The following is a 22,412-nucleotide window of genomic DNA, read 5'->3' on the forward strand; positions in this document are numbered from 1 at the left end:
TTCAGGCAACGGCAAGCAAAGTCGTTGAGGTCAAGATGGGGCGCCAGCGGAAATGGCACCTTTCTGGCTAGTTCGTCCCAGAACCAGACCGTCTGCTTCCGGCCCAAAAAGGACATTGGAGATTGCCCTGGCGAGGACGCCTCTGGAGTGAAGCGGCCGCTCGTGGCAGCACCAGGAAGAAGATCAGCAGCAGAAGCACCGGTGCAACCAGCATCCAGGCCAGGCGTGGATCATACAAGGTCCAGCGATTGTTCATGCGCACCCGAAGGTAGGCGCCTTCTTCGAGGCGCTTATGTTCCCAGCGGGCGAGATTGGGTGATTGACGCCGCGATGCCTACAGGCGGTGGCCAAATTCGCTTCAGCCAGGGGAGGGCGTCATACCAGCGCCGGTCAATACCGCCGGGCCAACCGTCGCTCGAAGAAGCCGAAGCCGGTCGTCACCAATGCCGCCAGCAGGAAATACCCCAGCGCGGCCGCGAACAGGGGCTCGTAGACCCGAAAGGTCTGCGCCCGAACGAGGTTCGCCGCGCCCATAAGCTCGAAAACAGTGATCGTCGAGGCCAGAGCGGTTCCCTTCAGAAGCAGGATATTCTGCCCGCCGATCGCCGGCAGCGCCAACCGGAAGGCCTGAGGCAGAAGCACGGAAATCATGATCCGTGCTTTCGACAGGCCGAGCGACTGGCCGGCCTCGCGCTGGCCGTCCGGAATCGACTTTATCGCGCCCCGCCATATTTCGCCGCAATAGGCCGCGGTGTTGAGCGACAGGGTGAGGAACGCATAGCAATAGGCGCCTCGCAGAATGGGCCACAGCGGGCTGTACCTTATCGAAGGGACGCCGGCGAGCAGCTGGCCGACGCCAAAATAGAAAAGGTAGAGCTGGACGAGCAGCGGCGTCCCCCGGAAAGCCAGGATGAAGGCGACCGCCGGATAGCGCAGCCATGGCCTGGTCGACAGCCGGGCAAGGGCAAGAGGAATGGCAAGCAGATTGCCGACCAGCGCGCAGCCGACAAACAGGATGACCGTGGTCTGGATGCCGGCCAGGAGCTGGCTGGCGAGATAGTGCCCGAACTCTGTCACGCTATCTGCGCCTCCCGGCACTTGCGGTGGCGGTTTCCAAGGTGTGGAAGAGCATTGCCGACAAGCTCGACATCACCAGGAACACGAAGGCGATCGCGCAATAGAACAGGAAATAATCACGCGTGGCGCCGGCGGCCATCTTGCCGGCGAGGACGAGCTCCGTGAAACCGATGAGGCTGACCAGCGAGCTCTCCTTCAGCACGACCAGCCACAAATTGCCGAGCCCCGGCAGTGCCAGCGGGACCATCTGCGGCAGGACCACCAGGAAGAAGGTCTGGCGGCGGGTCAAGCCAAGCGCATGCGCCGCCTCGGTCTGGCCCCGCGGGATGGCGGTGATCGCGCCGCGAAGGACTTCCGTGCTGTAGCCGCCTTGAACGATCCCGAGCGACAGCGTCGCGGCGACAAATCCGTTGATCTGAAATTCGGAAGTGAGACCGGCGATGGTCACGAGCGAACGCAACGCGTCGGTCGCGGTATAGTAGACGAGAAAAATGACGAGGATGTCCGGGACGGAGCGGATGATCGTTGTGTAGGCGACAGCGGCAAAGACGGCTGCCCGGCGCTTCGAAAGCTTGGCCAACGCACCAGCAAGGCCAAGCATCAGGCCAACGATATAGGCGCTGATCGAAATTTCGAGGCTCAGCAAGGCGCCGCGAAGCAACTCGTCGCCCCAGCCCTTGTCTCCGAAGCTGAGCAAGGCCAGCCAAGACACCATCGAATCCATACGGCAGGTTCCAATGAAGATGGTGCCGGCCGATGGCCGGCACTAAAGCATGGTGCCGAAAGGCGGCCGCTTAATCGCCGTAGATGTCGAAATCGAAATATCGCTTGGTTATCGTGTCATACTCGCCGCTGGCCTTCACGGCCTTGAGCGCAGCGTTGAGGCGGTCCCTGAGGGCCGCGTCTTCCTTGCGCACACCGCCGCCGTCTCCGTAGCCGAACATCTTCTCATGCGGCAGGGTCACCTTGACTTCGTAGGCCTGGCCTTCCGGCTTTTTCAGGAAATCCTGGATCTGGATGCCCGCCGCCGCCATCAGGTCGACGCGCCCGGCTTGCATGTCGGCGATTTCATCGTCGAGCGTCGGATAGATCTTCACGTCGGCAATGCCGGTGAATTTGTCCTGCATGTAGGACGCCTGGAGGCTCGCATTCTGCGCCGCCACGGCCACCCCCTTGAACGTGTCGGGTTTGGTCACGTCGAACTTGCGCGTGTCCGCCTTGGCGCCGACGAGCACGTTGGGCGAATAATAGTACTTGTCCGTGAAGTCGATGACCTCCTTGCGCTTGTCCGTGATCGACATCGAACTCCAGATCACGTCGAATTTCTTGTCCAGCAGCGCGGGAATGATGCCGTCCCAGGCGATATCGACGATCTCGCATTTTGCCTTCATCTGCGTGCAGACGGCATTCATCAGGTCGATTTCCCAGCCTTGCCATTTGCCGCTGGCATCCTTGACCGAGAAGGGCGCGTATGGCTCGGCCGCGACACCGAAGCGGATGACGTCCTCGGCGGCCGCCGGGGAGGAGCCGGCGACGCCAAAGGCCGCCGCGATCAATGATAGGATGACTGCCAGTTTTTTCATGATGGTTCCCCTTTTTGTTTCCTGCTGAATTGTCTTTCGCAGGGTGGTTCTCAAAAACGCTAACAGGTCAAATCAAGGCGATCTAATGCTCTCTGCGGCGCGGTTCATCACCAATAGTTATGACAGTGACGGGGCTTTGAATGGCACAGTCTGGCCGGAGCCTCGACTGTGTTCAAAACTGTCATCGGGCCCTCCGGTTGATCCAATCATGAATTTTCCTCGCTAGCCTCGCTCCAAAGGAAATAGGCTCGGCACTGTCCGCCAAATCTCGATTGTGCCATCGTCGATCGGCTCCCTTCCCATGGCGGGGACAATGCCGGTAGCGAGGTCTCGTGCGACTTGAGTTTGCCAAATGAAAAGCGGTGCTTGCGGGTCAATCGCGGAACTGGGTGAAAAGATCGCTTCCGGCCTGTCGCCGGTGAAGATCGTGGAAGGCTGCCTCGAGAGGATCCATGCGCTGAACGGACAGATCAGGGCGATGATCTTCGTGAACGAAGCCGACGCCCTCGATGCCGCGCTCCAGGCCGAACGTGAAATTCAATCAGGCAGCAGGCGCGGTCCTCTGCATGGCGTGCCCGTCGCGATCAAGGATGTTGTCGATGTGAAGCACTGGCCGACGACGGCGGGATCCATGTTGTTCCGCAACCAGGTCGCACAGGGTACCGCAGCCTGCGTGGCCAACCTCCAGGCGGCAGGCGCGATCATAATCGGCAAGACCAACCTGCATGAACTCTGCGCCGGCGGCCATGACAATCCCTGGTTCGGTAAGGTCGTCAACCCGCTCGATAGAAGCCGCGGGACTGGCGGCACCAGCAGCGGATCGGCGGCGGCGGTTGCCGCGGGCTTCTGCGCGGCGGCGATCGGCACCGACAGCGGCGGGTCGAACCGGTCTCCGGCGGCCGCGACGGGGTTGTTTGGCTATAAGCCGACCAACGGTCTGATCGACACGCAGGGGGTGATGAGCATCGCGCCTTCGCTGGACTGCGTCGGCGTTCTCGCGCGCTCGTCGAGGGACATCCGCCTGGTGACCGAGGCGCTGGCCGGAAAGCGGCTCAGCGCGCAGGAGGGCAAGGAAAGCGCATCGGGAACCGGCATGACGATCGGCGTCTGCCCCGAACTGACCGGCGCTTCTGTCGACGGCACCGTCGAAACGGCGTTGGCCGCGCTGCTCGATCGGCCGATGGTGCGCAGGGTGGAGATACCCTTCGCCGGCCGCGAAGAATTCGTCGCCGCGGGCCTGACGATCCTGCAGTACGAATTTGCAAGGACCTACCGGGATCCGATCGAGCGGAACCCGGATATGGTCGGCGACGCGGTTCGCGCTTTCCTGCAGGACGGCATCGGCATCGGCACCGGCGCCTACGATAGAGCCGTCGAGGTCCGCGAGGACGCGCGTCGGCGGTTTATGACAAAGATGGCGGGCCTGGATGCCCTGGCCGTCCCAACGGCTCCCGGCTCGGCGCCCCGGCTGGCGGACGAACTCACGCAGGTGAATGGGGAAATGGTGTCGTGGGGAATGGCGGGCGGCCGGTTTCGGCGCTGGGCGAACATGCTCCGCATGCCGGCTTTGGCCATCCCCCTGGATGTTCCCGACGGCCTTCCGGTATCTGTGCAACTCGCCGCTCTTCCCGGCCGGGATGCAGCCTTGCTCGACCTTGCCGAGACGTTGACCGGCAGCTGACCGGGGTCCCGCGGCTGGCTGAAGTTCATAACCTGTAGGAATAAACTTCATTCACTTGGCTATTGGAACGCTCGCCTCGGCCCGTTAACATCGGGGTTGCCGCGAGCTTGCTTGACGGCGCATCGATTTGTCGGCGGGGCAGGGGTCAGCGGCCATGAAGTTCAGCGAAAAGGACACGACCCCCAGGGACGCGGAGTTCACGCCCCGCGAGATCGAGATTTTCGCGTCGGTGATGCTGCATGGGACGACGACGAAGGCGGCCGACGCGCTGGACATCACGCAGCCTGCCGTCAGCAAGATGCTCCAGCAGCTCACCGAGAAGGCGGATTTTCAGCTGTTCAGGAAAAGCCGGCAGCGACTGATCCCGACGCCGGAAGCGCACATGCTCTATGCCGAGGTGCAGCGGGTTTTCGAATCCGCGCGCGGCATTTCGCGCGCTGCCAGGGAAATCCGCGAGCTGCGCAGCGGCAGGCTGAACATCTGCGCGCTCCCGGCCTTCGGGTCCACGCTGCTGCCGTCCGTCATAACCAGCTTCTCAAGACAGCATCCGTCCGTCTCCATCTCGCTGGACATCCGCAGCTCCGCGACGGTGGTGCAGAGGGCAAGCCGCAATCAGCTCGACATCGGCATCGGCGTCACGGCGTCGGACGAGAACCCTTCGATCGTCCGACGCGCGCTGACCGCGACGCCGCCCGTATGCGTCATGCCGGCGGGCCACCGGCTGGCTCAGCTCGACGTCGTCCAGGCGGACGACCTCGACGGTCTCGACTTCATCTCGATGGGCTCCGCCGATCCGATGCGGCGGCAGCTCGACGCGCTTTGCGAAGAGCGCGGCGTCAGGCGCCTGCTAAAGGTGGAGGCGAGCCTCTCCAGCGCCTGCATCGCCCTGGTCGCATCCGGCGCGGGCGTGACGGTCGTCGACCGGCTTTCCGCGTGGCTGGCGCGCGACTTGCCGATCGAGATCAGGGATTTCCGGCCGCATCTCGATCTAAATCTCAGCGTCTACAGGCCTTGGGGCGTCATCGCATCGACGGCGGCGGACGCTTTCACCGAGCATCTCATCCAGACCACGCGGAGCTTCATGAACGGTGTGGATGCCGGGATAATGGCCCTGGGAACAAGGCAGGGCCAGTAAGGGCGCTAATGCATGTCGCCCAGAAGTGTGCAGCGGTTCTGGGACAACGACATGCATCAAAACAAAGACTTAAAAGCGCGTCGCTTGAATCCGTTTCAGCGCGACGCGCTTTAGTGGAGCGGCAGGCTCCGGAACAGGCGTTCGATATCGGCTTCGTCATTGTAGACATGCGGCGATACGCGCATCTTCGTGCCGCGCAGCGTGACATGCACATTGGCGCGCTTCAGTTCCTGCGCCGCATTCGGCAATAGCCGATCGCCGATATCGAGGATCGAGATATGCGGCGTCGGGTAGCGCGGACGCGCGACCGGCAGACCGCGATTTTCCGCCTCGGCCCAGACAAGCTCGTTGAGGTGGCGAAGGCGCTCGAAAACTTGGCCGACGGTCCATTCGTGGATGAGCTTCATGGCGGTGATTGCCACCGGCAGGACCGCGAAGTCCGAGCGTTCGCCCATGTCGAACCGACGCGCGCCGGGAAGAAACTCCGCCACCGTCACCTTGTAGAAGTCGGATCTGTCGCCACCCAGGCGGTTCCAGGAATGGTGCTCGAGCGTGCGTCCCGCTTCGTGCCAGCGCGGATCGGCGTAAAGGAAGGCGAGGCGATAGGGACCGAGCAGGAATTTGTAGGTGGCAAAGACCAGGAAATCCGGCCGGACGCGGCGGACGTCGAAGGGCACCGCGCCCACCCACTGCGTGCCGTCGACGACAAGCGCAGCGCCCGCCGACCGTGCGGCGACTGCCACTGCCTCGAGATCGATCGCCATGCCTTCGAACCAATGGACAAGGGTACCCGCAACGACAGCGATGGGGCGGCTCGAGGCCCGGATCGCCGCTACGATCGCGCCGGTCCAGTTCCCGTCGGCCGGTTGCACAACGATGTCGACAAAGGCGCCCGCGCGTTGCGCCAGATCGTACCAGATATATCGATGCGAGGTGTGTTCGTTCTCCATGAGAAGGATCGCCGAACCCGCCGGGACCGCCACGTTGGCGGCTGCGATCGCCATGCCGTAGCTGGTGGCGGCGACGATGGCGATGTCGTCGGTATCGGCGCCCACCATCGAGGCGGCGAGCTGCCGCGCCTGCTCCACCTCGTCGTAATAGGATGCGATCGTCATCTTCCAGGGCTCTGCTTTCACCCTGACGCCGGCCTCTCCGGCCGCGACCGCGGCGGTCGGAATCGGGGACATGTAGGCTGCGTCGAGATAGGCCGTCTCGCGGGGTATGGAAAAGAGATCGCGCTGGCAGCTCAGCATGGCGTCACAACCTGAAATCGATCGAAGTGCCCAACCCGGCGTCGCGGACGCGGGCATAGACAAGATTGGCGAGTTCGATGTCCTGGGCGGGAACGCCAAGGGATCGGTAAAGGGTGATGTCGGTGTCGCCGGCGCGGCCGAGCTTCGCGCCCGCCAGCACTTCGCCGATCTCGCCGCGAATATGGTCACGGCCGATCTGGCCGCCCTCCATCGCCTCGACCAGCTCGCCGGCGGCCACGAGGGCCATGGGCAGGTAATCGACCCAGACCTTGGATCTACGCACGCATTCGAGGTCGATCTCGCGGCACGACGCCACGCTCGCGCCGACCGCATTGACGTGGACGCCAGGCGGCAGCCACGCGCCAAACAGAACCGGCTCCTCGGATGATGTCGTTGTGCAGATGATATCGGCCCCGCGAACTGCTTCGCCGGCGTCGCGATGCGCATGCGCCTCGAAGCCGCCGTTCGACAGGCTCTCTGCCAAGCGCTGGGCCTTGGCGAAGTCTCGACCCCAGATATGGACCATCCGGATCGGCCGCACTTCGGCAATGGCCTCGACGTGCCGGCGGGCCTGCTCGCCATAGCCGAAAATCGTCAGCATCGAGCTGTCCTGGCGCGAAAGCGCCCTGCTGGCAACCGCGCTGGCCGCCGCGGTCCGCCAGGCCGTGAGCTCTCCTCCGTCGATCAGGGCCACGGGCCGCCCGTGATCCTTGTCGAACAGGAAGACACCGCCGCGGTGGGACGCGAGCCCGTGCGCGAAATTTTCGGGAAACACCGACAGCACCTTCGCCCCGAACAGCGGCCGGTCGTCAAGCGCGGCATACATCAGCGACAGGCAACTGCCTGTCGCCCCCGGAAGGTCGAGCGTGCGCCTGATCTGCTGGCGGGCCATGCCGTTGGAAGTCTTGAGCAGCGCCGCCTCGGTCGCTCCAAGCGCCTCAGTCAGGGTCAAGGCCTGCCGGATCGCATTCTTGTCGATCAGGAGGAATTCGGTCTCGGCTTTCACCGTGCAGTCTCTTCCATTCCACGACCTCCGTTTGCGCCTTGCCGCGCCAAGCGTAGCACCGCCATCACAGGCGGTTGCCCACGACCTTCATAACTTCGCGCGAGAAGTTGCCCATGCCGCATCATGCTCGGACGAATGCATCGTCGGATCGTGGCAATCACCGGTTCATAACTTTTGGCCATCAACGGCAGCGGCCAGTTCAATTGACCCCAATTGCCCGACCGTTGCAATGTTTTCAGGCAATCTCGAATACCGTGCTGGATATCTGCATCAATATGCAGAGATTATCCCGCCGTGCATTCGAATAATATCGATGTAATAAATGGCACAAGAAGCGTCAGAATCATCGATATACCTGAAAAAATAACAGATATGGCGCCAATAATGATGAATATATTGGCGGCACGAGTAAGAGATTTATCGGAGGTTATCGATATGCGCGTCGTGGTCATCGGTTCCGGCATCGTCGGCAGCTCCGCCGCTTATGAATGCGCCAAGGCGGGAGCAAGCGTCGTTGTGCTGGAGGCCGGCAGGATAGCGGGAGGCACGTCGGCGGTGAGCTTTGCTTGGACGAATGCGACGACCAAGCGGCCGCGGCCCTATTTCGATCTCAACGTTGCGGGCATGCGCGCCCATCTCGAGCTGAAACGCGGCTTCGGCGTCGCGCCCTGGTTCACGCAGACCGGCAGTTTCGATTGGCGCACGGTGCCGGAGTCTATGGACGACTATTTCGAAAACTTCCGGCAGATGAAGGAGTGGGGCTACGGCGTCGAGTGGATCGACACGAAGCTGGTCGCAGAGATGGAGCCCGATATCGACATCGCGGCCATCGGCGATTGTCCGGTCTCATATTATCCGGAGGAGGGCTGGGTCGATCCGGTCCTTTATTCGGCCTGGCTTTTGCGGGCGGCAAAGGAGCGCTGGGGCGCTGAGGTGAGGGTCAATGCACGCGTGACCGAGATCGAAGCCGAAGGCGGTCGCGTCCGTGCGGTACGCACGGCGGACGGCGAGCGCACCGCTGCCGATGCCGTGGTGAACTGCACCGGCGGCTGGTCCAGCCAGAGGCTCGGCGATGCCCAGGGCATTCCGCTGTCCTCGACGATCGGCGTGCTAGCCCTCACCCCGCCGGCGGCGTTGACGCTACGCAGCCAGTTGCATGCCGACGATCTGGATATACGTCCCGACGGCGCCGGCCGCATCATGATCCACAAGGTTTCGGTGGATTTGACCTTCAAGAAGCCGCAGCCGCTCAGCCCCGCCGGCGATGAGGCGGCGACGTTGCTTGAGGCGGCGAGCAAGGTCCTGCCTTCGCTTCGCTCCGTCGGGGTGGAAGCCATTCGCACCACGGTGCGGCCCTTCCCGGAAGATGGCTACACCTGCGCCGGCGTGATGCCGGACATCGCCGGTCACTACATGGCGGTGACGCACAGCGGCGTCACCATCGGCCCGCAATTGGGCAAGGTGGTCGCCGACGAGGTCGTGCGCGGCAAGTTCCATGACGAGATGGAGACGTTCCGTCCGCAGCGCTTCTTCCAGGTGGATACCAAACGGTCCAGTGCCGCGCACGCATAATCCCCCTATCCATCGAACGCGGGCGTCGCGATCAGGCGGCCTGCGTCTCGTTCAGTGCATCAAGGACGCATGCTTCATGGGGACGATCGAAAGACACGAGAAGAACGATCGGCTCAGCCGGATCGTCGTTCACAACGGAACGATATATCTTTCGGGTCTGACCGCCGATGACAAGCAGGACGACACGGCCGGCCAGACGAAGCAGATACTGAGAAAGGCCGATACCCTTCTGGCCAGCGTCGGTGCGGAGAGATCGCGGCTGCTCTTCGCGCAGATATGGTTGAAGGACGTCGAGGATTTCGATGCGATGAACAGGGCGTGGGTCAGCTGGCTCGATGGCGCCGAGCCACCGGCGCGCGCCACGGTCGGAGCGACCTTCGCGCTGCCCGATATCCGTGTCGAAATCCAGCTTATCGCAGCAAGCTGAACGCATTTGCGTGTGAACTGCGAAGCCTGCCTACCTTTCCCTGAATGCCCGTGCGAACGAATCCATCATCGGGCGTACCAGATACTCGAAGAAAGTCCGGTCGTCGGTGCTGATGAAGGCGTCGACCGGGGTGCCGGGATAGAGCTGTTCGGTTTTCACGCCGGGGGGTAGGGCGTCGGCGATCTTCAGCCTGGCGCGGAAATAGGGTTCGTGGGTGGCTTCGTCGATCAGCCGGTCGGCGGAGATCTCGCTCACCGTGGCGGGGACTTCCGGGGTGAGGCGCATGTTGAGCGCGGCCAGCCTCAGCTTCGCCGACTGGCCGACATGCACCTGGTCGATGTCCTTCGGCCGCAGCTTGGCGTCGACCACTAGGCCCGACGCCGTGGGCAGGATCTCCATGATCTTTTCGCCGGGCGCGACCACGCTGCCTTGCGAGTTGTAGGTCGAGGACACCACGATGCCCGCCGCCGGCGCGGTGATCGTCGTGCGCTTCAGCACGGCTTGCGCGGCGCGCATCTGCTCCTCGATGTCGGCGAGGTTGATGCGCACGTCGTCGAGCTTGGTCAGCGCTTCCTCGACGCGCTGGGTGGTGGCGCGTTCGGTCTGCGCCTCAGCCTCCACGATCTGCGTGCTGGCGGAGGCGAGGTCGGCCTCCAGCGCGCCGGCCTGGCCGATGAGGTCGGCCTCCGAGCGCAGCAGCTGCGAATATTCGGTGCGGTTGGTGAGGCCCTTGCCGAGCAGGTCGGTCTTGATGCCGAGCTCCTTCTTCACCACCTCGGCCTGCTGCTCGATGGCGAGCTTCTGCGCGTCCAACCCCTTGACCGACTCGCGATGCATGGCGACGCGCTGCGCCAGGATCGATTGCTCCGAGCGGAACCGCGCGAGCCTGGCGTCGAATTCCTTCTGCTGTTCGCGGACGAGGTTTTCGAAGTCCCGCTGGAACGGCGCGGGTGCGGCCTCGCTGATCGGCGCCAGCCTGTCCAGCCCGTCGCGCTCGGCCTCCAGTCGCGCCGCACTTGCCTTGAGCGCGATCCACTGCCTTGTCAGCCGGTTGAGATCGGCCTCCGGGGCGGTCCGGTCGAGCAGGATGAGCTCCTGGCCCTCGCGCACGCGATCGCCTTCATGCGCCAGCAGCCGCCTGATGATGCCGCCCTCGCGGTGCTGGATCAGGATGTTGCCGCCGGTCGCCGCGATCGTGCCTTGCGTGATCACCGCGCCGGCCAGCGGCGCTTTAGCCGCCCAGTAGCCGAAGCCGCTGACCATGAGCGCGATTGCCGCGTAGCCGGCGAAGGCCGTGCGCCGGAAGTCGGTGCGCGGGCTGCCTTCGAAAGTGAGGCTCTGCGTCATCGTCTACGACCCGTGCCGGATGGTCGGCGAGGCGCGGATGGTCGGCGCGAACGATCCCGTCACCACCGTGTTGCGCTGCGCGCCTTTGCCCTTATCGACAATTGCCTGCCGCAACACCTCGGCGCTCGGGCCGAACGCCTCGATGACACCGCCGCGCAGAACCATCACGCGGTCGCAGGCAGCCGCAATCGCGGGCCGATGCGTGATCACGATCGTGGTGACGCTGGCGGCGCGCGCGGCCGCCAGCACCGCTTCGAGCGCCGCTTCGCCTGCGCCGTCGAGATGCGTGCTCGGCTCGTCCAGCACCAGGATGCGCGGATTGCCGTAGAAGGCGCGCGCCAGCCCGATCCGCTGCCGCTCGCCGCCCGACAGCGTCCCGGCGATCGTCGTCTGGTAGCCGTCGCGCAGCGAAAGGATCAGCTCATGAGCCTCGGCGCGCCTTGACGCTTCCACGATCGCCGCATCGTCCGCGCCTGCGTCGAAGCGGGCGATGTTTTCGCCGACCGAGCCCGGAAAAAGCTCCACCTCTTGCGCCAGGTAGCCGATATGCCGGCCGAGCTGGTTTTCGTCCCAGGTCCTGAGCTCGGCGCCGTCGATCCTGACCGAACCGCCGCTCGGCTGCGCGGCCCCGACAAGCAGCCGCGCCAGCGTCGATTTGCCGGCGCCGCTCGGGCCGACGATCGCCACCGCCTCGCCAGGCTGAATCGCAAAACTCAGCCGCTTGAGGATGGGCTCGGCGCCGAAACCGGCGTTGGGCGCGATGAAGAAAAGATCCTGCGCTGAAATCGCGCCGGTCGGGTCGGGCAAGGCGAGCTTGCGCGCCTGTGCCGGCTGCGCCGCGAGCGCTCCTCCCAGCCGCGACCACGCGCGCCTGGCCTCGAGGATCTGCCGCCAGGAGCCGATCAGCTGGTCGAGCGGCTGCAGCGCGCGCGACGACACCAGCGAGGAGGCGAAGATCATGCCGGCCGTCATCTCGCCCTTGAGCACCAGCCACGCGCCGGCGCCGAGGATCGCCAGCTGCAGCATCATGCGTAGCGCCCGGGAAACGCCGCTGAAGAGCGCGTTGGCGCCGGCCGAACGGTCGTGCAGCACAAGCGCCTGAGCCACATGCCGCCCCCACACGCGCGCGGCGTTTTCCACCATGCCCATGGCGCGCAACGTCTCGGCGTTGCGGGCAAAGGCCTGCTCGGCCTGGCTGGCCAAGGCCGAACGCTCCGCCGAGAGCGCATCGTTCCGGCCGATGGCGATCTGGTTGGCCACGACCAGCACGACGAGCAGCGCCGCGCCGCCGAGCGTCACCCAGAACAGCACCGGATGGATGAGATAGAGCAGGCCGAGAAAGACCGGCGCGAAGGGCAGGTCGAACAGCACCGATACGCCGCGCGAGCGGATGAAGGCGCAGACCGCGGCGAGGTCGGTGAGCGGCGACGGCGCGTTCCTGGCGCCGAGCGAGGCGGCGAACATTCTTGCGCCCAGCCTGTCGTTGACCGTCGCGGCGATGCGCTGCGTGTAGACCGCGCGGATGCCGTCGAGGAAGCCAAGGAAGCCAAGGGCAGCGACCGCGATGACCGATAGATAGACAAGCGTCTCGACGCTGGAGGAGGGCAGGACGCGGTCATAGACCTGAAGCAGGTAAAGCGGGATCACCAGAAGCAGAAGGTTGATGAGCAGCGAGAACAGGCCGACATCGGCGGCGGCGCGATGGAACACCGCCCGCAGGCCGGCCTGCCCGATCGCATCCGGAACGCTCTCCTGTGACATTCGCCCGGCCGCCTAGTGCATGATGCCGAAAAGTGTGACGCGGTTTTCGGGCGACATCATGCTCTATCTCCTTAACTTAGAGACGGATTCAGATTTCAGGTCGATTCGACCTGAAATCATCCGGCTCTAGGCCACGTGCTCGCCCGTGACGCTCAAATGGCTCTGCTGCAACTCGTCCAGCGTATAGGCATGGATATAGTCGATCTTCATCTGCGCCGGCGTCGCCAGATGGTCCGGCGGCGCGCCGGCCTGGCCGCCGACCGCGAGATCGACCAGCATATACATCGGCTTGTTCATGTCGGACGGCGTCGCCGCCGATGCGACCTGCACGCCGTCATAGGTCCAGACCAGCTTGTCCGGCGTCCACAACAGGCCATAGGTGTGGAAGCCGGCGGTGTCCATGACGTTCACCGTGGATCCGACCGTGGTGTGCTGGCCCGTCTGGTTCGTGTGCGCGGTCATCAGCAGCGAATTCGGTTTCTGGCCGTACATTTCCATCACGTCGAGCTCCGGCGGCCAGGAGCCGTCTTCCGGCAGCAGCCAGAAGGCCGGCCAGGCGCCGGCGTGTTCCGGCAAGTCGGCCTTCATTTCGAAATAGCCATAGGTCTGCGAGAACGAGTCGTGTGTGGTCAGGATGCCGGAGGTGTATTCGTAATTGTTGATCAGCGGCTTGATGTCGGCCGGCGCTTGCGCCGCGGTGATGGTGAGCACGCCATTATCGACGCTGAACGGATGCACCGAGCTGGTCGGGCCGTAATTGGCGTCGATGTACCACTGCAGCTCGCCATTGCGGGTGAGCGTGCTGCCGTTCGGCGCGCCCCACCAGAAGTTGGTGTCCCAGGTGCCGCCCTGGCTGTTGTGAAGGTTCAGCGTGTTGAACTCGTCGCTGAAGGACAGCGTCATGCCGGACTTGTCGATCGGCAGCTCGAACTGGTTGGGCTGCAGCTTATCGATCGTCGTGTTCTTGAATTCGAGGATCTCGCCCGATCCGAGGTTCAGCACCACATTGGGTCCCGCCTGGATCATGTTGTCGTGGATGGCGGCGAACGACGTGAACCCGTAGCCATCGAGGCGCACGGTATCGTTCGAGGCGAAATTGACGATCGAGTCGCTCCCGTTGCCCTTCGCGATGATAAAAGTGTCGGCGCCGCCGCCGCCATCGATCAGGACGTCATTGCCCGCCCCGCCGTCCAGCGTCTGGCCGCCCGCCGTGGCGGTGATGATGTTGTTCAGCGCGTTGCCGAAGGCATAATTATGGGCGTTGGTGACGACGAGGTTCTCGACATTGTCCGGCAGCGTGTAGCTCATCCATGTGTTGATCGTGTCGATGCCCTGGCCAGGGTTCTCGACCACCTTGTTGCCCGCCGAATAGAGGTAATAGATGTCGTCGCCAGCGCCGCCATACATGGTGACGTTGACGCCGCTGGAGGCCCAGATTGAGTCGTTGCCGCTGCTGCCGTTGAATGTCGGTCCGGACGTTGCCGAAAACCAATGATTGGAAGCGCCGCTATAGTAAAGAGGAACGCCTACCGCGTTGACGACGAAGCTCATCGGACAATCCTTCCGCGCTGCCCCGCCCGGATGGCTCGTTGCAAATTCAAGCGACCGCTCCGAGCCAGCTTGCAACGTGGACTATCGTTCCTGAAAACAAGCAAATAGTACAGAGAAAATCAGAAGTATTTTTATCGATATTTTATGCCGATAGAATAAGCGGTATCTAATACAATCATGGCGTGAGCTCTTCTCAATTTTACTTAATTTTGCAAGGTTTTCTGCCAAAAGATTATGCAGATAGCCATGGATGGATGCAGTTGGCGCAACGGAGCACCTGCACCTGCCGACGGTCCAAAACCGGCGTCGAACCGCTCACCGAACAGGTGGCGGCAAGATGGTCCGGCATCTACGGCGAAGAACAACCGGTTGCCGTGTCGCATCTGTCGGATGGACGTGGCTGGCTACCACGCCTCCTTGAGTCCGCAGGACCCGGAAACCGGAGTGGAGTTTAGCCGGCCCGGCGACTGGTGGAGTCGATCGGGGATGCCTTGTCAGTTGTTCCAGTCGTCCCAGTTGTCATCGTCCCCGGGATCGCTGGGTATGACCCGGATGATCGGCCGCTGGCGCTGGTAGCGCCAGTCATACTCGTCCGGCGGCTGCGGCTCGTAGGTTTCGTAGATGCGCCGGTGGTAATGCCGGTGCTTCCAATATTTGTGCCCTTTATGCGGCCGCACGCAGTAGCCGTCCTCGGTCAGGTAAGCGCATCTGACATCCGCCTGGTGCACAAGGCCGTGCCTTGGCGGAGCAGCAAGCATCGGCGCAGCCTGGGTTGCGGGCAAGGGCAAAAGCACGCCGCCGGCAAGGGCAATAACGAACAGTTTCATCGGCCTCTCCATGATCTCGTTCGAGGCGGAACAAACCCGACGCGTTGCGCGATTTGAAGGCGGCGGAGATCACTTAGTTTTTCCGCCGCAAACAAAGCGGCGCTGCTGGCCGAACGCGGGGGCCATAGGCCGCTGTGGCCGGCGATGGCGCCGCCCAGCCAGCCCGCGTCGCGGACGATGCCCCAGCCTGATCGAAGCGCTCATGTCGGTTGCCTCCGCTGCACAGCGATAGGGTGGCTGTCAGGCAAAAAATTTGACAGCCTCTGTCGGATCGGCCGGGACGCCCCCGTCCTTGGGCCATCGATCAAACGAAACCGGAAAGGATATCGAGATATGCCGAGCACCATCCACCTGCACCGCGTCCTGGCGACCAAGCCGGAGAAGGTCTACCGCGCGTTCGTCGAGGCCGATGCGCTGGCCAAGTGGCTGCCGCCGAACGGCTTTACCTGCACGGTCCACGAGTTCGAGGGCAAGGTCGGCGGCGCCTACAAAATGTCCTTCCGCAACTTCACCACCGGCGACAGCCACGTCTTCGGCGGCGAATTCGTCGAGCTCGTTCCGGGCGAGCGCCTGCGCTACACCGACCGCTTCGACGATCCCAACCTGCCGGGCCAGATCGAAGTGACCGTGATCCTGAAGAAAGTCTCGGTCGGCACCGAGATCAACATCACCCAGGCCGGCATCCCGGACGCCATCCCCGCCGAGGCCTGCTATCTCGGCTGGCAGGAATCGCTGCGCAACCTGGCCAAGCTCGTCGAGCCGGAGATCAACCAGTAAGTTCGCGAAAACGTGCGCGGCGGCCGGTGCCGCGGCCGCCGCCTTACCCGAGGTAAGCAAAATTTCACCAAGGGCGGTTAAAATTTGCGCCATGGATCGCAACAAGAACAACGACCTCTTTGTCCTGATGGCGGCGCTCGCCGCCGTGGCGATCTACAACATTGCCTGCGGCATCAAGACAGGCGAAGTCCGGGGCAAGTTGCATTGGGTTGCCCTGGCGGACGATCCGACGCGATTTTGGAACATCGTGGTCGGCAATTCGATTGTCCTGGTGGCTTCAATGGCGTTCCTGTGGGTGCTTAATTCCCGCAGCCGCGGATGACTTGAGGCGACGCCCTCTCCGCCTCACAGCGCCCCCGTTTCACAGCGCTCTTGTGATGCCGCCATCGACGCGGATGTTCTGGCCGGTGATGTAGGCCGCTCCGTCCGAGGCGAGGAACGAGATCGTCGCGGCGATCTCCTCCGACGTGCCATAGCGCTTCATCGGCACGCTGTCGCGGCGCTCGTTCGTCGTCGGCAGGCTGTCGATCCAGCCGGGCAGCACATTGTTCATGCGGATGTTGTCGCCGGCATAGGTGTCGGCGAAGATCTTGGTGTAAGCGGCAAGCCCGGCACGCGCCACGGCCGAGGTCGGGAACATCGCGCTCGGCTCGAACGCCCATGCGGTCGAGATGTTGATGATGACGCCCGATTTTTGGCTTTGCATCACCGGCGTCACCAGCCGGGTCGGGCGCACGGCATTGAGGAAATAGGTGTCGATGCCCTTGTGCCATTCCTCGTCGCTGATCTCGATGATCTGCGCGCGCGGCCCGTGGCCGGCGCTGTTGACCAGCACGTCGATACGGCCCCAGCGTTCCATCGCGCCGTCGGTGAGGCGCTTGAGATCGTCATTCGACTGGTTGGAGCCGGTGACGCCGAAGCCGCCGAGTTCCTTGCCCAGGGCCTCGCCCTTGCCGGAGGAGGACAGCACGCCGACCTTGAATCCGTCCGCCGCCAGGCGCTCAGCCGCCGCCGCGCCCATACCGCTTCCGCCCGCCGTCACCAGAGCTACTTTTTCCACTGCCATGTCCTGTCCATCCTGGGTGTTGAGGTTGAAAGCGACCCTGTTAGCATGCCGAGGGCAGGGGATGAACCGGATTGGATTGCGCCAAGGATTGGCGAAGCCGGCGAAGCTGCCAATCTCCCCACGTGGGCGAAATGTACGGCAGGGCAGAGCGGCGCCCCACTCGGCAGCATTACCCAAACCGATTGCCCGGCACGCCCCGCACTCCCGGGCGCAGCGCGAACAGGCCGCCCTCGTGCGGGTTTGCGCCGAGATGCTCCGCGCTCATCGTGAAGCGGGCGGAGGTGACGAACAGCGTGTCGAGGTCTGGGCCGCCGAAGGCGCAGCTCGTCGGCCAGCTGCAGGGCAGCTCGACGATCCGGTCCAGCCTGCCGTCGGGCGCGATGCGGGCGAGGCAGCTTCCGCCCACCACCCGGCAGTTCCAGACATAACCCTCGGCGTCGAGGCATGAGCCGTCCGGCAGGCCGCGCTCGAAACCGGTGAAGAAGGGATGCGCTTCGCCGAGCTGCCCCGCCTTCGTGTCCCAGTCATAGCTATAGAGCGCGTTCTTCGTCGTGTCGGCGGTGACGAAGCGCCCGTCAGGCAGCCACACCATCGTGTTGGTGATGCCGAACCGGTCTTCGCTGAGACCCCTCACATCGCCGTCCGGGCCGACCCGGTAGAGCTGGCCTTCGTCGCTCGTGATCGCCGCCGGCGCGTCGTCCGGCCCGATATTGTTGGCCATCGTGCCGACCCAGAACGAACCGTCCGGCGCCACCACGCCCTCGTTGAGCCGCGTGCCCGGCCGGTCAGGCTCGATGGCCGCGATCGTCCGGAACGGCCCGTCGAAATCCCACAATGCGATGTCCTTGCGCAGGCCGACAATCGCGCCGCCGTCCTTGCGCAGGCCGACCGAGGTGACAAGGTCGTTCGTCGCCCAGCTTTCATGCGCTCTGCTCGACGGATCCAGCCGATGGACCCTGCGGCCGATGATGTCGACCCAGACCAGCCTTCCGCGGCGCTCGTCCCACACCACGCTTTCGCCGACAACGTCGCGCGCGTCGAAGATCAGGCCGGCTTCCGTTTCGCGCATGAGGGCTCCTCCGGGCACACATTCAGAAATCGGCTTGACATATATCTTTTGCCTGAATTATGAGCAATTCAATAACAACCTATCATACAGGTTTTCGAGGAAGCGGGATGCAAGAGCAGACGGACCCACCGGACGAGCCGAGTCCTGGCCTGGTCAGCACGGCGATCCAGGCGATCACCCAGCACATCCGCTCGGAGGGCTTGGCGCCGGGCGATCCGCTGCCCAGCGAGGCTGCCATGACGCGCCGGCTCAACGTTTCGCGCACCGTCGTGCGCGAGGCCTTCCGCTCGCTGTCGGCGATGCGCCTCATCGACCTGAGCGCCGGGCGCCGCGCTACCGTTGCCAAGCTCGACACCGGCGCCATGTCGATGGTCATCGAGCACGGCATCACCACCCAGCAGATCAGCGTCCAGCAGGTCTATGACGTCAGGCGCACCATCGAGATGCGCACCGTCGCGCTGGCGGCCCTGCGCCGCACCGACACGGAAGCCGTGGCGATCGCCCAGTCGGCCCGGCTGATGCGCGAGAATTTCAAGAACCCCGAACTGGTCATGGAGCACGACATCGCCTTCCACGAGGCGATCGCGGCGGCCTCGCACAATCCGGTGTTTTCGCTGATCGTCACCGCCTTCAGCGGCGTGACGCGGCGCACCTGGGTGATCGGTTGGCGCACCCGCTCCTCCGATCAGGCACAGCTCAAGATGATCAAGGGCCATGAGGACATCGCCGATGCCATCCTCAGGGGCGATCCGCGACTGGCGGCCGAGCACATGGCCGAGCATTTCGACAAGAGCGTCAAGGCGCTGCTCGATGCGGGGATCGCCTGACATGAAGATCACCGCCATCGAGACCGTCCGCGTCGACGAGCGGCCAAACCTGCTCTGGGTCGAGGTCCATACGGACGAAGGCATCACCGGGCTCGGCGAGACCTTCTATTTGTCGCGCACGGTCGAGGAGTACCTGCACGAATATGTCGCGCCCAGGGTGATCGGCCGCGATCCGCTTGCGATCGATCTCCTGGCCGCCGATCTGGTCGGCTATCTCGGCTTCCGCTCCAGCGGCGCCGAGGTGCGCGGCAATTCGGCCTTCGACATCGCGTTGTGGGATATTTTCGGCAAGGCCACCGGCCAGCCGATCGCGCAACTGCTCGGCGGCTTCAGCCGCCGTTCCATCCGCACCTACAACACCTGCGCCGGCACCGAATACATCAAGGACGCCAAGGGCCAGACGACGGCCAATTACGGCATCGGCGCGAAGCGGGACTATGACGATCTCAACAGCTTCCTTACCCGCGCCGGCGAGTTGGCCGAGGAGCTGCTCGAGGACGGCATCACCGCCATGAAGATCTGGCCGTTCGACCATGCGGCCGAAAAGACGCGCGGCAACGACATCTCGGCGGCGGACCTGAAGGCGGCGCTCGAACCCTTTGAGAAGATTCGCAAAGCCGTCGGCGACCGGATGGACATCATGGTCGAATTCCACTCGATGTGGCAGCTCCTGCCGGCCATGCGGATCGCCGGGGCACTGACGCCCTACGCCACCTACTGGCACGAGGATCCCATCCGCATGGACAGCCTCGGCGACCTGAAGCGCTACGCCGCGGCGAGCCCCGCGCCGATCTCGGCCTCGGAGACGCTGGGCAGCCGCTGGGCTTTTCGCGACCTTCTGGAAACAGGTGCTGCCGGCATCGTCATGCTCGACATCTCCTGGTGCGGCGGCCTGTCCGAGGCGCGCAAGATCGCCTCGATGGCGGAGGCCTGGCGGCTGCCGGTCGCGCCGCATGACTGCACCGGTCCGGTCGTGCTCGCCGCCTCGACGCATCTGTCGCTCAATGCCCCCAACGCGCTCGTCCAGGAGAGCGTGCGCGCCTTCTACCGCACCTGGTACCGCGACCTGGTGACGGCGCTGCCGGAGGTGAAGGACGGCATGATCACCGTGCCGCCCGGACCAGGGCTGGGGCTGGCGCTCAGTCCCGATCTTGGCAAGGCCTACACCGTCCACCGCCGCGTCAGCGACAAGGCGGACATCTAGAAAGATCCAAAGGGAGGAACAGACATGAGAAAACTGACTGCAATGCTTCTGCTCGGGGCAGCCCTTGTCGGCGGGCAATCCGTCGCCAGAGCCGACGGCCTCAACATCGTCTTCACCCACCATTCGTCGGCCTCGAATACGTTTTGGCAGGCGGTGAAGAAAGGCTTCGACGACGGCTGCGCCAAGGTCGAGGCGACCTGCAACATGGTCTTCACCCAGACCGAGGGCTCGATCGAGCAGCAGGTCGCCAACATGCGCGCCGCCCTTGCCGCCAAGCCCGATGCGCTTTTGACCTCGATCGTCGACGACCATGCCTTCGACGACGTCATCAAGGAGGCGCGCGACGCCGGCGTTCTCGTGATCGCGGTCAATGTCGACGACACCGAGGGCGCCAAGGGCAATGCGCGCCAGGCCTTCGTCGGCCAGGGTTTCAAGCCCGCCGGTTATTCGCTCGCCAGGGCGATTTCCGAGAGCTTCCCGAAGGACGGCCCGATCAAGGTGCTGGTCGGCATTTCGGCTCCCGGCCAGAACTGGTCGGAAACCCGTGGCGCCGGCGTCATGCAGTTCCTCGAGGAATACAAGGCCGCGCACACCGATCGTGACGTGTCGTGGGAGCGCATCGACAGCGGCACCGACCTCGCCATAACCTCCGACCGCGTCGGCGCCTATCTGAACGCGCATCCCGACACCACGGCCTATTTCGACACCGGCTTCTGGTGCGCCGGCGTGGCGCGCGTGCTGGCCGATCGCGGCGTCGCGCCCGGCAAGGTGCTGCTCGGCGGCTTCGACCTCGTGCCTGAAGTGCTGCAGCAGATGCAGAAGGGCTATGTCCAGGCGCTGGTCGACCAGCAGCCCTACATGCAGGGCTTCATGCCGGTGATGGAGGCCTATCTCAACAAGAAGATCGGCCTCGCTCCTTCCGACATCGACACGGGGCAGGGCATCGTGCGGCAGAACCAGGCCGACGCTATAATGGCGCTGTCCGCGCAAGGCATGCGCTGAGACCGTTTGGAAACTCTACTCCTGCGGCCATCTGAAGGCGTTTTCTGCGCTTCCGGTGCTCACGTACTCAAATGTACGCTCCGCTCCGGTTCTCGAAAACGCCTTCATATGACTCGCAGGAGCGAGTTTCGAAACGGTCTCCGAGCGTCGGAGCAATTCCAAGAAGTGCGTAGCGGTTTTCCGTCGGGAATTGCGTAGAACAAGAACATCAAGCCTTTGATCGGCGTTGCCGGTCATCTTGGAAATCTCGAACCGCCGGAGCCCTTCGTTGAAGCGCCTGTTCAAGACCTATCTCGAAAAGCCGGAACTTGCTGGGTTGATCCTTCTGGTGCTGCTCGTCATCCTGTTCCAGGTCCGCTCGCATGGCGTGTTCCTCAACCAGGACAACCTGCGCGGCATCCTCGGCATCCTGCCGGAGGCCGGCCTCGTCGCCATCGGCGTCACCATCCTGATGATCAGCGGCGAGTTCGACCTCTCGGTCGGCTCGGTCTTCGCGCTGATGCCGATGACCATGGCGGTGCTGATGGTGCATGGTTGGCCGTTCCCGCTGGCGCTGCTCGCCGGGCTGCTGGTCTCGGCGGCCATCGGCTTCATCAACGGCTACATCACCATCCGCTTTGCCATCCCGAGCTTCATCACCACGCTCGGCATGCTGTTCATGGCGCGCTCGCTCACCGTCGTCGTCTCCGGCGGCTTCCCGCCGCTGCTGCCCGCCGACCTGCCCAACTGGCTGTTCACCTCCTTTGTCGGCCCTGGCAACATGTTCCGCATGTCGTTCCTGTGGTTCGCGGCGGTTGCGCTGCTCACCTCGCTGATGCTGTCGCGCACCAATTTCGGCAATTGGATCAAGGCGACCGGCGGCTTCCTGCCCGCGGCAGCCGCGATGGGCATTCCGACGGCCAGGGTCAAGATCGTCTGCTTCATGCTGTGCTCGGTACTCTCCGGTTTCGCCGGCATGCTGCAGGTGTTGCGGCTCGGCTCGCCGCTCCCCTCGATCGGCGAGGGGATGGAGCTGCAGGCGGTGGCGTCGGCCGTCATCGGCGGCGCATCGCTGCTGGGCGGCATCGGCACCGTGATGGGCGGTATCATCGGCACGACGCTCATCCGCGTCATCGACAACGGCCTTGTGCTTAGCCATGTCGACGCCAATTGGTTCAAGTTCGCCATCGGCTTCCTCACCATCTTCGCCGTCGTCGCCAATGCCTGGATGCGCAAGCGCGCCAAGGCGATCAAGATGGAGGGCTGAA

21 protein-coding genes are annotated in these 22,412 nt (G+C 63.9%); 10 read left to right on the top strand and 11 right to left on the bottom strand.

Annotation, left to right across the window (positions count from 1 at the left end; translation table 11 throughout):
- Nucleotides 1-390: 390 nt before the first annotated feature.
- From AC0L2L_RS14355 to AC0L2L_RS14365, 3 genes are all read right to left on the bottom strand, one after another.
- Nucleotides 391-1,077, bottom strand: coding sequence for an ABC transporter permease (locus AC0L2L_RS14355; protein WP_473579236.1), 687 nt, complete (start codon nt 1,075-1,077; stop codon nt 391-393).
- Between the two features lies 1 nt (nt 1,078).
- Entirely contained in the window at nt 1,079-1,801 is a 723-nt protein-coding gene (locus AC0L2L_RS14360) for an ABC transporter permease (protein WP_473579237.1), read from the bottom strand.
- Nucleotides 1,802-1,871: 70 nt separating this feature from the next.
- Nucleotides 1,872-2,660, bottom strand: coding sequence for a transporter substrate-binding domain-containing protein (locus AC0L2L_RS14365; RefSeq protein ID WP_473579238.1), 789 nt, complete (start codon nt 2,658-2,660; stop codon nt 1,872-1,874).
- Between the two features lie 352 nt (nt 2,661-3,012).
- Between AC0L2L_RS14365 and AC0L2L_RS14370 the strand changes: the two genes are divergently transcribed.
- On the top strand, nt 3,013-4,341 hold the full coding sequence (locus AC0L2L_RS14370) for an amidase (protein ID WP_473579239.1): 1,329 nt from the start codon (nt 3,013-3,015) through the stop codon (nt 4,339-4,341).
- A 154-nt stretch (nt 4,342-4,495) separates the two neighbouring features.
- The gene (locus AC0L2L_RS14375) at nt 4,496-5,476 is read left to right on the top strand and encodes a LysR substrate-binding domain-containing protein (RefSeq protein ID WP_473579240.1); all 981 of its coding nucleotides are present in this window, start codon (nt 4,496-4,498) and stop codon (nt 5,474-5,476) included.
- 110 nt (nt 5,477-5,586) lie between these two features.
- Here AC0L2L_RS14375 and AC0L2L_RS14380 read toward each other — a convergent pair whose 3' ends face one another.
- Both AC0L2L_RS14380 and AC0L2L_RS14385 read right to left on the bottom strand, forming a co-directional pair.
- Nucleotides 5,587-6,729: an aminotransferase class V-fold PLP-dependent enzyme gene (locus AC0L2L_RS14380; protein WP_473579241.1), complete on the bottom strand. Its 1,143-nt coding sequence runs from the start codon at nt 6,727-6,729 to the stop codon at nt 5,587-5,589.
- A 4-nt stretch (nt 6,730-6,733) separates the two neighbouring features.
- On the bottom strand, nt 6,734-7,735 hold the full coding sequence (locus AC0L2L_RS14385; protein ID WP_473579242.1) for an ornithine cyclodeaminase family protein: 1,002 nt from the start codon (nt 7,733-7,735) through the stop codon (nt 6,734-6,736).
- A gap of 435 nt (nt 7,736-8,170) precedes the next feature.
- Between AC0L2L_RS14385 and AC0L2L_RS14390 the strand changes: the two genes are divergently transcribed.
- Together AC0L2L_RS14390 and AC0L2L_RS14395 are read left to right on the top strand one after the other, a co-directional pair.
- Nucleotides 8,171-9,307 (top strand): NAD(P)/FAD-dependent oxidoreductase, encoded by a 1,137-nt coding sequence (locus AC0L2L_RS14390; RefSeq protein ID WP_473579243.1) that lies wholly within the window; start codon nt 8,171-8,173, stop codon nt 9,305-9,307.
- Nucleotides 9,308-9,383: 76 nt separating this feature from the next.
- Nucleotides 9,384-9,734: a RidA family protein gene (locus tag AC0L2L_RS14395; RefSeq protein ID WP_473579244.1), complete on the top strand. Its 351-nt coding sequence runs from the start codon at nt 9,384-9,386 to the stop codon at nt 9,732-9,734.
- A 30-nt stretch (nt 9,735-9,764) separates the two neighbouring features.
- Here the strand turns inward: AC0L2L_RS14395 and AC0L2L_RS14400 are convergent, their stop codons facing one another.
- The 4 genes from AC0L2L_RS14400 to AC0L2L_RS14415 form a co-directional block, all read right to left on the bottom strand.
- A complete protein-coding gene (locus tag AC0L2L_RS14400; protein ID WP_473579245.1) occupies nt 9,765-11,081 on the bottom strand; it encodes an HlyD family type I secretion periplasmic adaptor subunit in 1,317 nt (438 codons plus the stop codon).
- A 3-nt stretch (nt 11,082-11,084) separates the two neighbouring features.
- Entirely contained in the window at nt 11,085-12,842 is a 1,758-nt protein-coding gene (locus AC0L2L_RS14405; RefSeq protein ID WP_473579246.1) for a type I secretion system permease/ATPase, read from the bottom strand.
- 126 nt (nt 12,843-12,968) lie between these two features.
- Complete coding sequence (gene eglC / locus AC0L2L_RS14410) at nt 12,969-14,393, bottom strand: endo-1,3-1,4-beta-glycanase EglC (RefSeq protein WP_473579247.1); 1,425 nt, start codon at nt 14,391-14,393, stop codon at nt 12,969-12,971.
- A 494-nt stretch (nt 14,394-14,887) separates the two neighbouring features.
- Entirely contained in the window at nt 14,888-15,220 is a 333-nt protein-coding gene (locus AC0L2L_RS14415) for a hypothetical protein (RefSeq protein ID WP_473579248.1), read from the bottom strand.
- Nucleotides 15,221-15,553: 333 nt separating this feature from the next.
- Here AC0L2L_RS14415 and AC0L2L_RS14420 point away from each other — a divergent pair, with 333 nt between their 5' ends.
- The gene (locus AC0L2L_RS14420; RefSeq protein ID WP_473579249.1) at nt 15,554-15,997 is read left to right on the top strand and encodes an SRPBCC family protein; all 444 of its coding nucleotides are present in this window, start codon (nt 15,554-15,556) and stop codon (nt 15,995-15,997) included.
- 91 nt (nt 15,998-16,088) lie between these two features.
- Nucleotides 16,089-16,319, top strand: a complete 231-nt coding sequence (locus AC0L2L_RS14425; RefSeq protein ID WP_473579250.1) for a hypothetical protein — start codon at nt 16,089-16,091, stop codon at nt 16,317-16,319.
- Nucleotides 16,320-16,358: 39 nt separating this feature from the next.
- Here the strand turns inward: AC0L2L_RS14425 and AC0L2L_RS14430 are convergent, their stop codons facing one another.
- Both AC0L2L_RS14430 and AC0L2L_RS14435 read right to left on the bottom strand, forming a co-directional pair.
- Nucleotides 16,359-17,063, bottom strand: coding sequence for an SDR family oxidoreductase (locus AC0L2L_RS14430; protein ID WP_473579251.1), 705 nt, complete (start codon nt 17,061-17,063; stop codon nt 16,359-16,361).
- A 169-nt stretch (nt 17,064-17,232) separates the two neighbouring features.
- Nucleotides 17,233-18,132 carry an SMP-30/gluconolactonase/LRE family protein gene (locus AC0L2L_RS14435; protein WP_473579252.1) on the bottom strand — a complete coding sequence of 300 codons (900 nt, stop codon included), beginning with the start codon at nt 18,130-18,132 and terminating at the stop codon, nt 17,233-17,235.
- A 107-nt stretch (nt 18,133-18,239) separates the two neighbouring features.
- Here AC0L2L_RS14435 and AC0L2L_RS14440 point away from each other — a divergent pair, with 107 nt between their 5' ends.
- The 4 genes from AC0L2L_RS14440 (at nt 18,240) to AC0L2L_RS14455 (ending at nt 22,411) form a co-directional block, all read left to right on the top strand.
- The gene (locus AC0L2L_RS14440) at nt 18,240-18,959 is read left to right on the top strand and encodes a FadR/GntR family transcriptional regulator (RefSeq protein WP_473579253.1); all 720 of its coding nucleotides are present in this window, start codon (nt 18,240-18,242) and stop codon (nt 18,957-18,959) included.
- Between the two features lies 1 nt (nt 18,960).
- Nucleotides 18,961-20,163 (top strand): mandelate racemase/muconate lactonizing enzyme family protein, encoded by a 1,203-nt coding sequence (locus AC0L2L_RS14445; RefSeq protein ID WP_473579254.1) that lies wholly within the window; start codon nt 18,961-18,963, stop codon nt 20,161-20,163.
- 24 nt (nt 20,164-20,187) lie between these two features.
- Nucleotides 20,188-21,165, top strand: a complete 978-nt coding sequence (locus tag AC0L2L_RS14450; protein WP_473579255.1) for a substrate-binding domain-containing protein — start codon at nt 20,188-20,190, stop codon at nt 21,163-21,165.
- A 268-nt stretch (nt 21,166-21,433) separates the two neighbouring features.
- A complete protein-coding gene (locus tag AC0L2L_RS14455; RefSeq protein ID WP_473579256.1) occupies nt 21,434-22,411 on the top strand; it encodes an ABC transporter permease in 978 nt (325 codons plus the stop codon).
- The last annotated feature ends 1 nt before the right edge of the window (nt 22,412 follow it).

It is taken from the genome of Mesorhizobium sp. WSM4832, assembly GCF_055811115.1.

What these genes read in the sequence shown, in the direction of transcription:
- AC0L2L_RS14360 (WP_473579237.1), bottom strand. Translation starts at nt 1,801, where the DNA reads ATGGATTCGATGGTGTCTTGGCTGGCCTTGCTCAGCTTCGGAGACAAG.
- AC0L2L_RS14420 (WP_473579249.1), top strand. Translation starts at nt 15,554, where the DNA reads ATGCCGAGCACCATCCACCTGCACCGCGTCCTGGCGACCAAGCCGGAG.
- AC0L2L_RS14380 (WP_473579241.1), bottom strand. Translation starts at nt 6,729, where the DNA reads ATGCTGAGCTGCCAGCGCGATCTCTTTTCCATACCCCGCGAGACGGCC.
- AC0L2L_RS14390 (WP_473579243.1), top strand. Translation starts at nt 8,171, where the DNA reads ATGCGCGTCGTGGTCATCGGTTCCGGCATCGTCGGCAGCTCCGCCGCT.
- AC0L2L_RS14430 (WP_473579251.1), bottom strand. Translation starts at nt 17,063, where the DNA reads ATGGCAGTGGAAAAAGTAGCTCTGGTGACGGCGGGCGGAAGCGGTATG.
- eglC (WP_473579247.1), bottom strand. Translation starts at nt 14,393, where the DNA reads ATGAGCTTCGTCGTCAACGCGGTAGGCGTTCCTCTTTACTATAGCGGC.
- AC0L2L_RS14440 (WP_473579253.1), top strand. Translation starts at nt 18,240, where the DNA reads ATGCAAGAGCAGACGGACCCACCGGACGAGCCGAGTCCTGGCCTGGTC.
- AC0L2L_RS14415 (WP_473579248.1), bottom strand. Translation starts at nt 15,220, where the DNA reads ATGAAACTGTTCGTTATTGCCCTTGCCGGCGGCGTGCTTTTGCCCTTG.
- AC0L2L_RS14425 (WP_473579250.1), top strand. Translation starts at nt 16,089, where the DNA reads ATGGATCGCAACAAGAACAACGACCTCTTTGTCCTGATGGCGGCGCTC.
- AC0L2L_RS14375 (WP_473579240.1), top strand. Translation starts at nt 4,496, where the DNA reads ATGAAGTTCAGCGAAAAGGACACGACCCCCAGGGACGCGGAGTTCACG.
- AC0L2L_RS14450 (WP_473579255.1), top strand. Translation starts at nt 20,188, where the DNA reads ATGAGAAAACTGACTGCAATGCTTCTGCTCGGGGCAGCCCTTGTCGGC.
- AC0L2L_RS14405 (WP_473579246.1), bottom strand. Translation starts at nt 12,842, where the DNA reads ATGTCACAGGAGAGCGTTCCGGATGCGATCGGGCAGGCCGGCCTGCGG.
- AC0L2L_RS14435 (WP_473579252.1), bottom strand. Translation starts at nt 18,132, where the DNA reads ATGCGCGAAACGGAAGCCGGCCTGATCTTCGACGCGCGCGACGTTGTC.
- AC0L2L_RS14395 (WP_473579244.1), top strand. Translation starts at nt 9,384, where the DNA reads ATGGGGACGATCGAAAGACACGAGAAGAACGATCGGCTCAGCCGGATC.
- AC0L2L_RS14445 (WP_473579254.1), top strand. Translation starts at nt 18,961, where the DNA reads ATGAAGATCACCGCCATCGAGACCGTCCGCGTCGACGAGCGGCCAAAC.
- AC0L2L_RS14400 (WP_473579245.1), bottom strand. Translation starts at nt 11,081, where the DNA reads ATGACGCAGAGCCTCACTTTCGAAGGCAGCCCGCGCACCGACTTCCGG.
- AC0L2L_RS14370 (WP_473579239.1), top strand. Translation starts at nt 3,013, where the DNA reads ATGAAAAGCGGTGCTTGCGGGTCAATCGCGGAACTGGGTGAAAAGATC.
- AC0L2L_RS14365 (WP_473579238.1), bottom strand. Translation starts at nt 2,660, where the DNA reads ATGAAAAAACTGGCAGTCATCCTATCATTGATCGCGGCGGCCTTTGGC.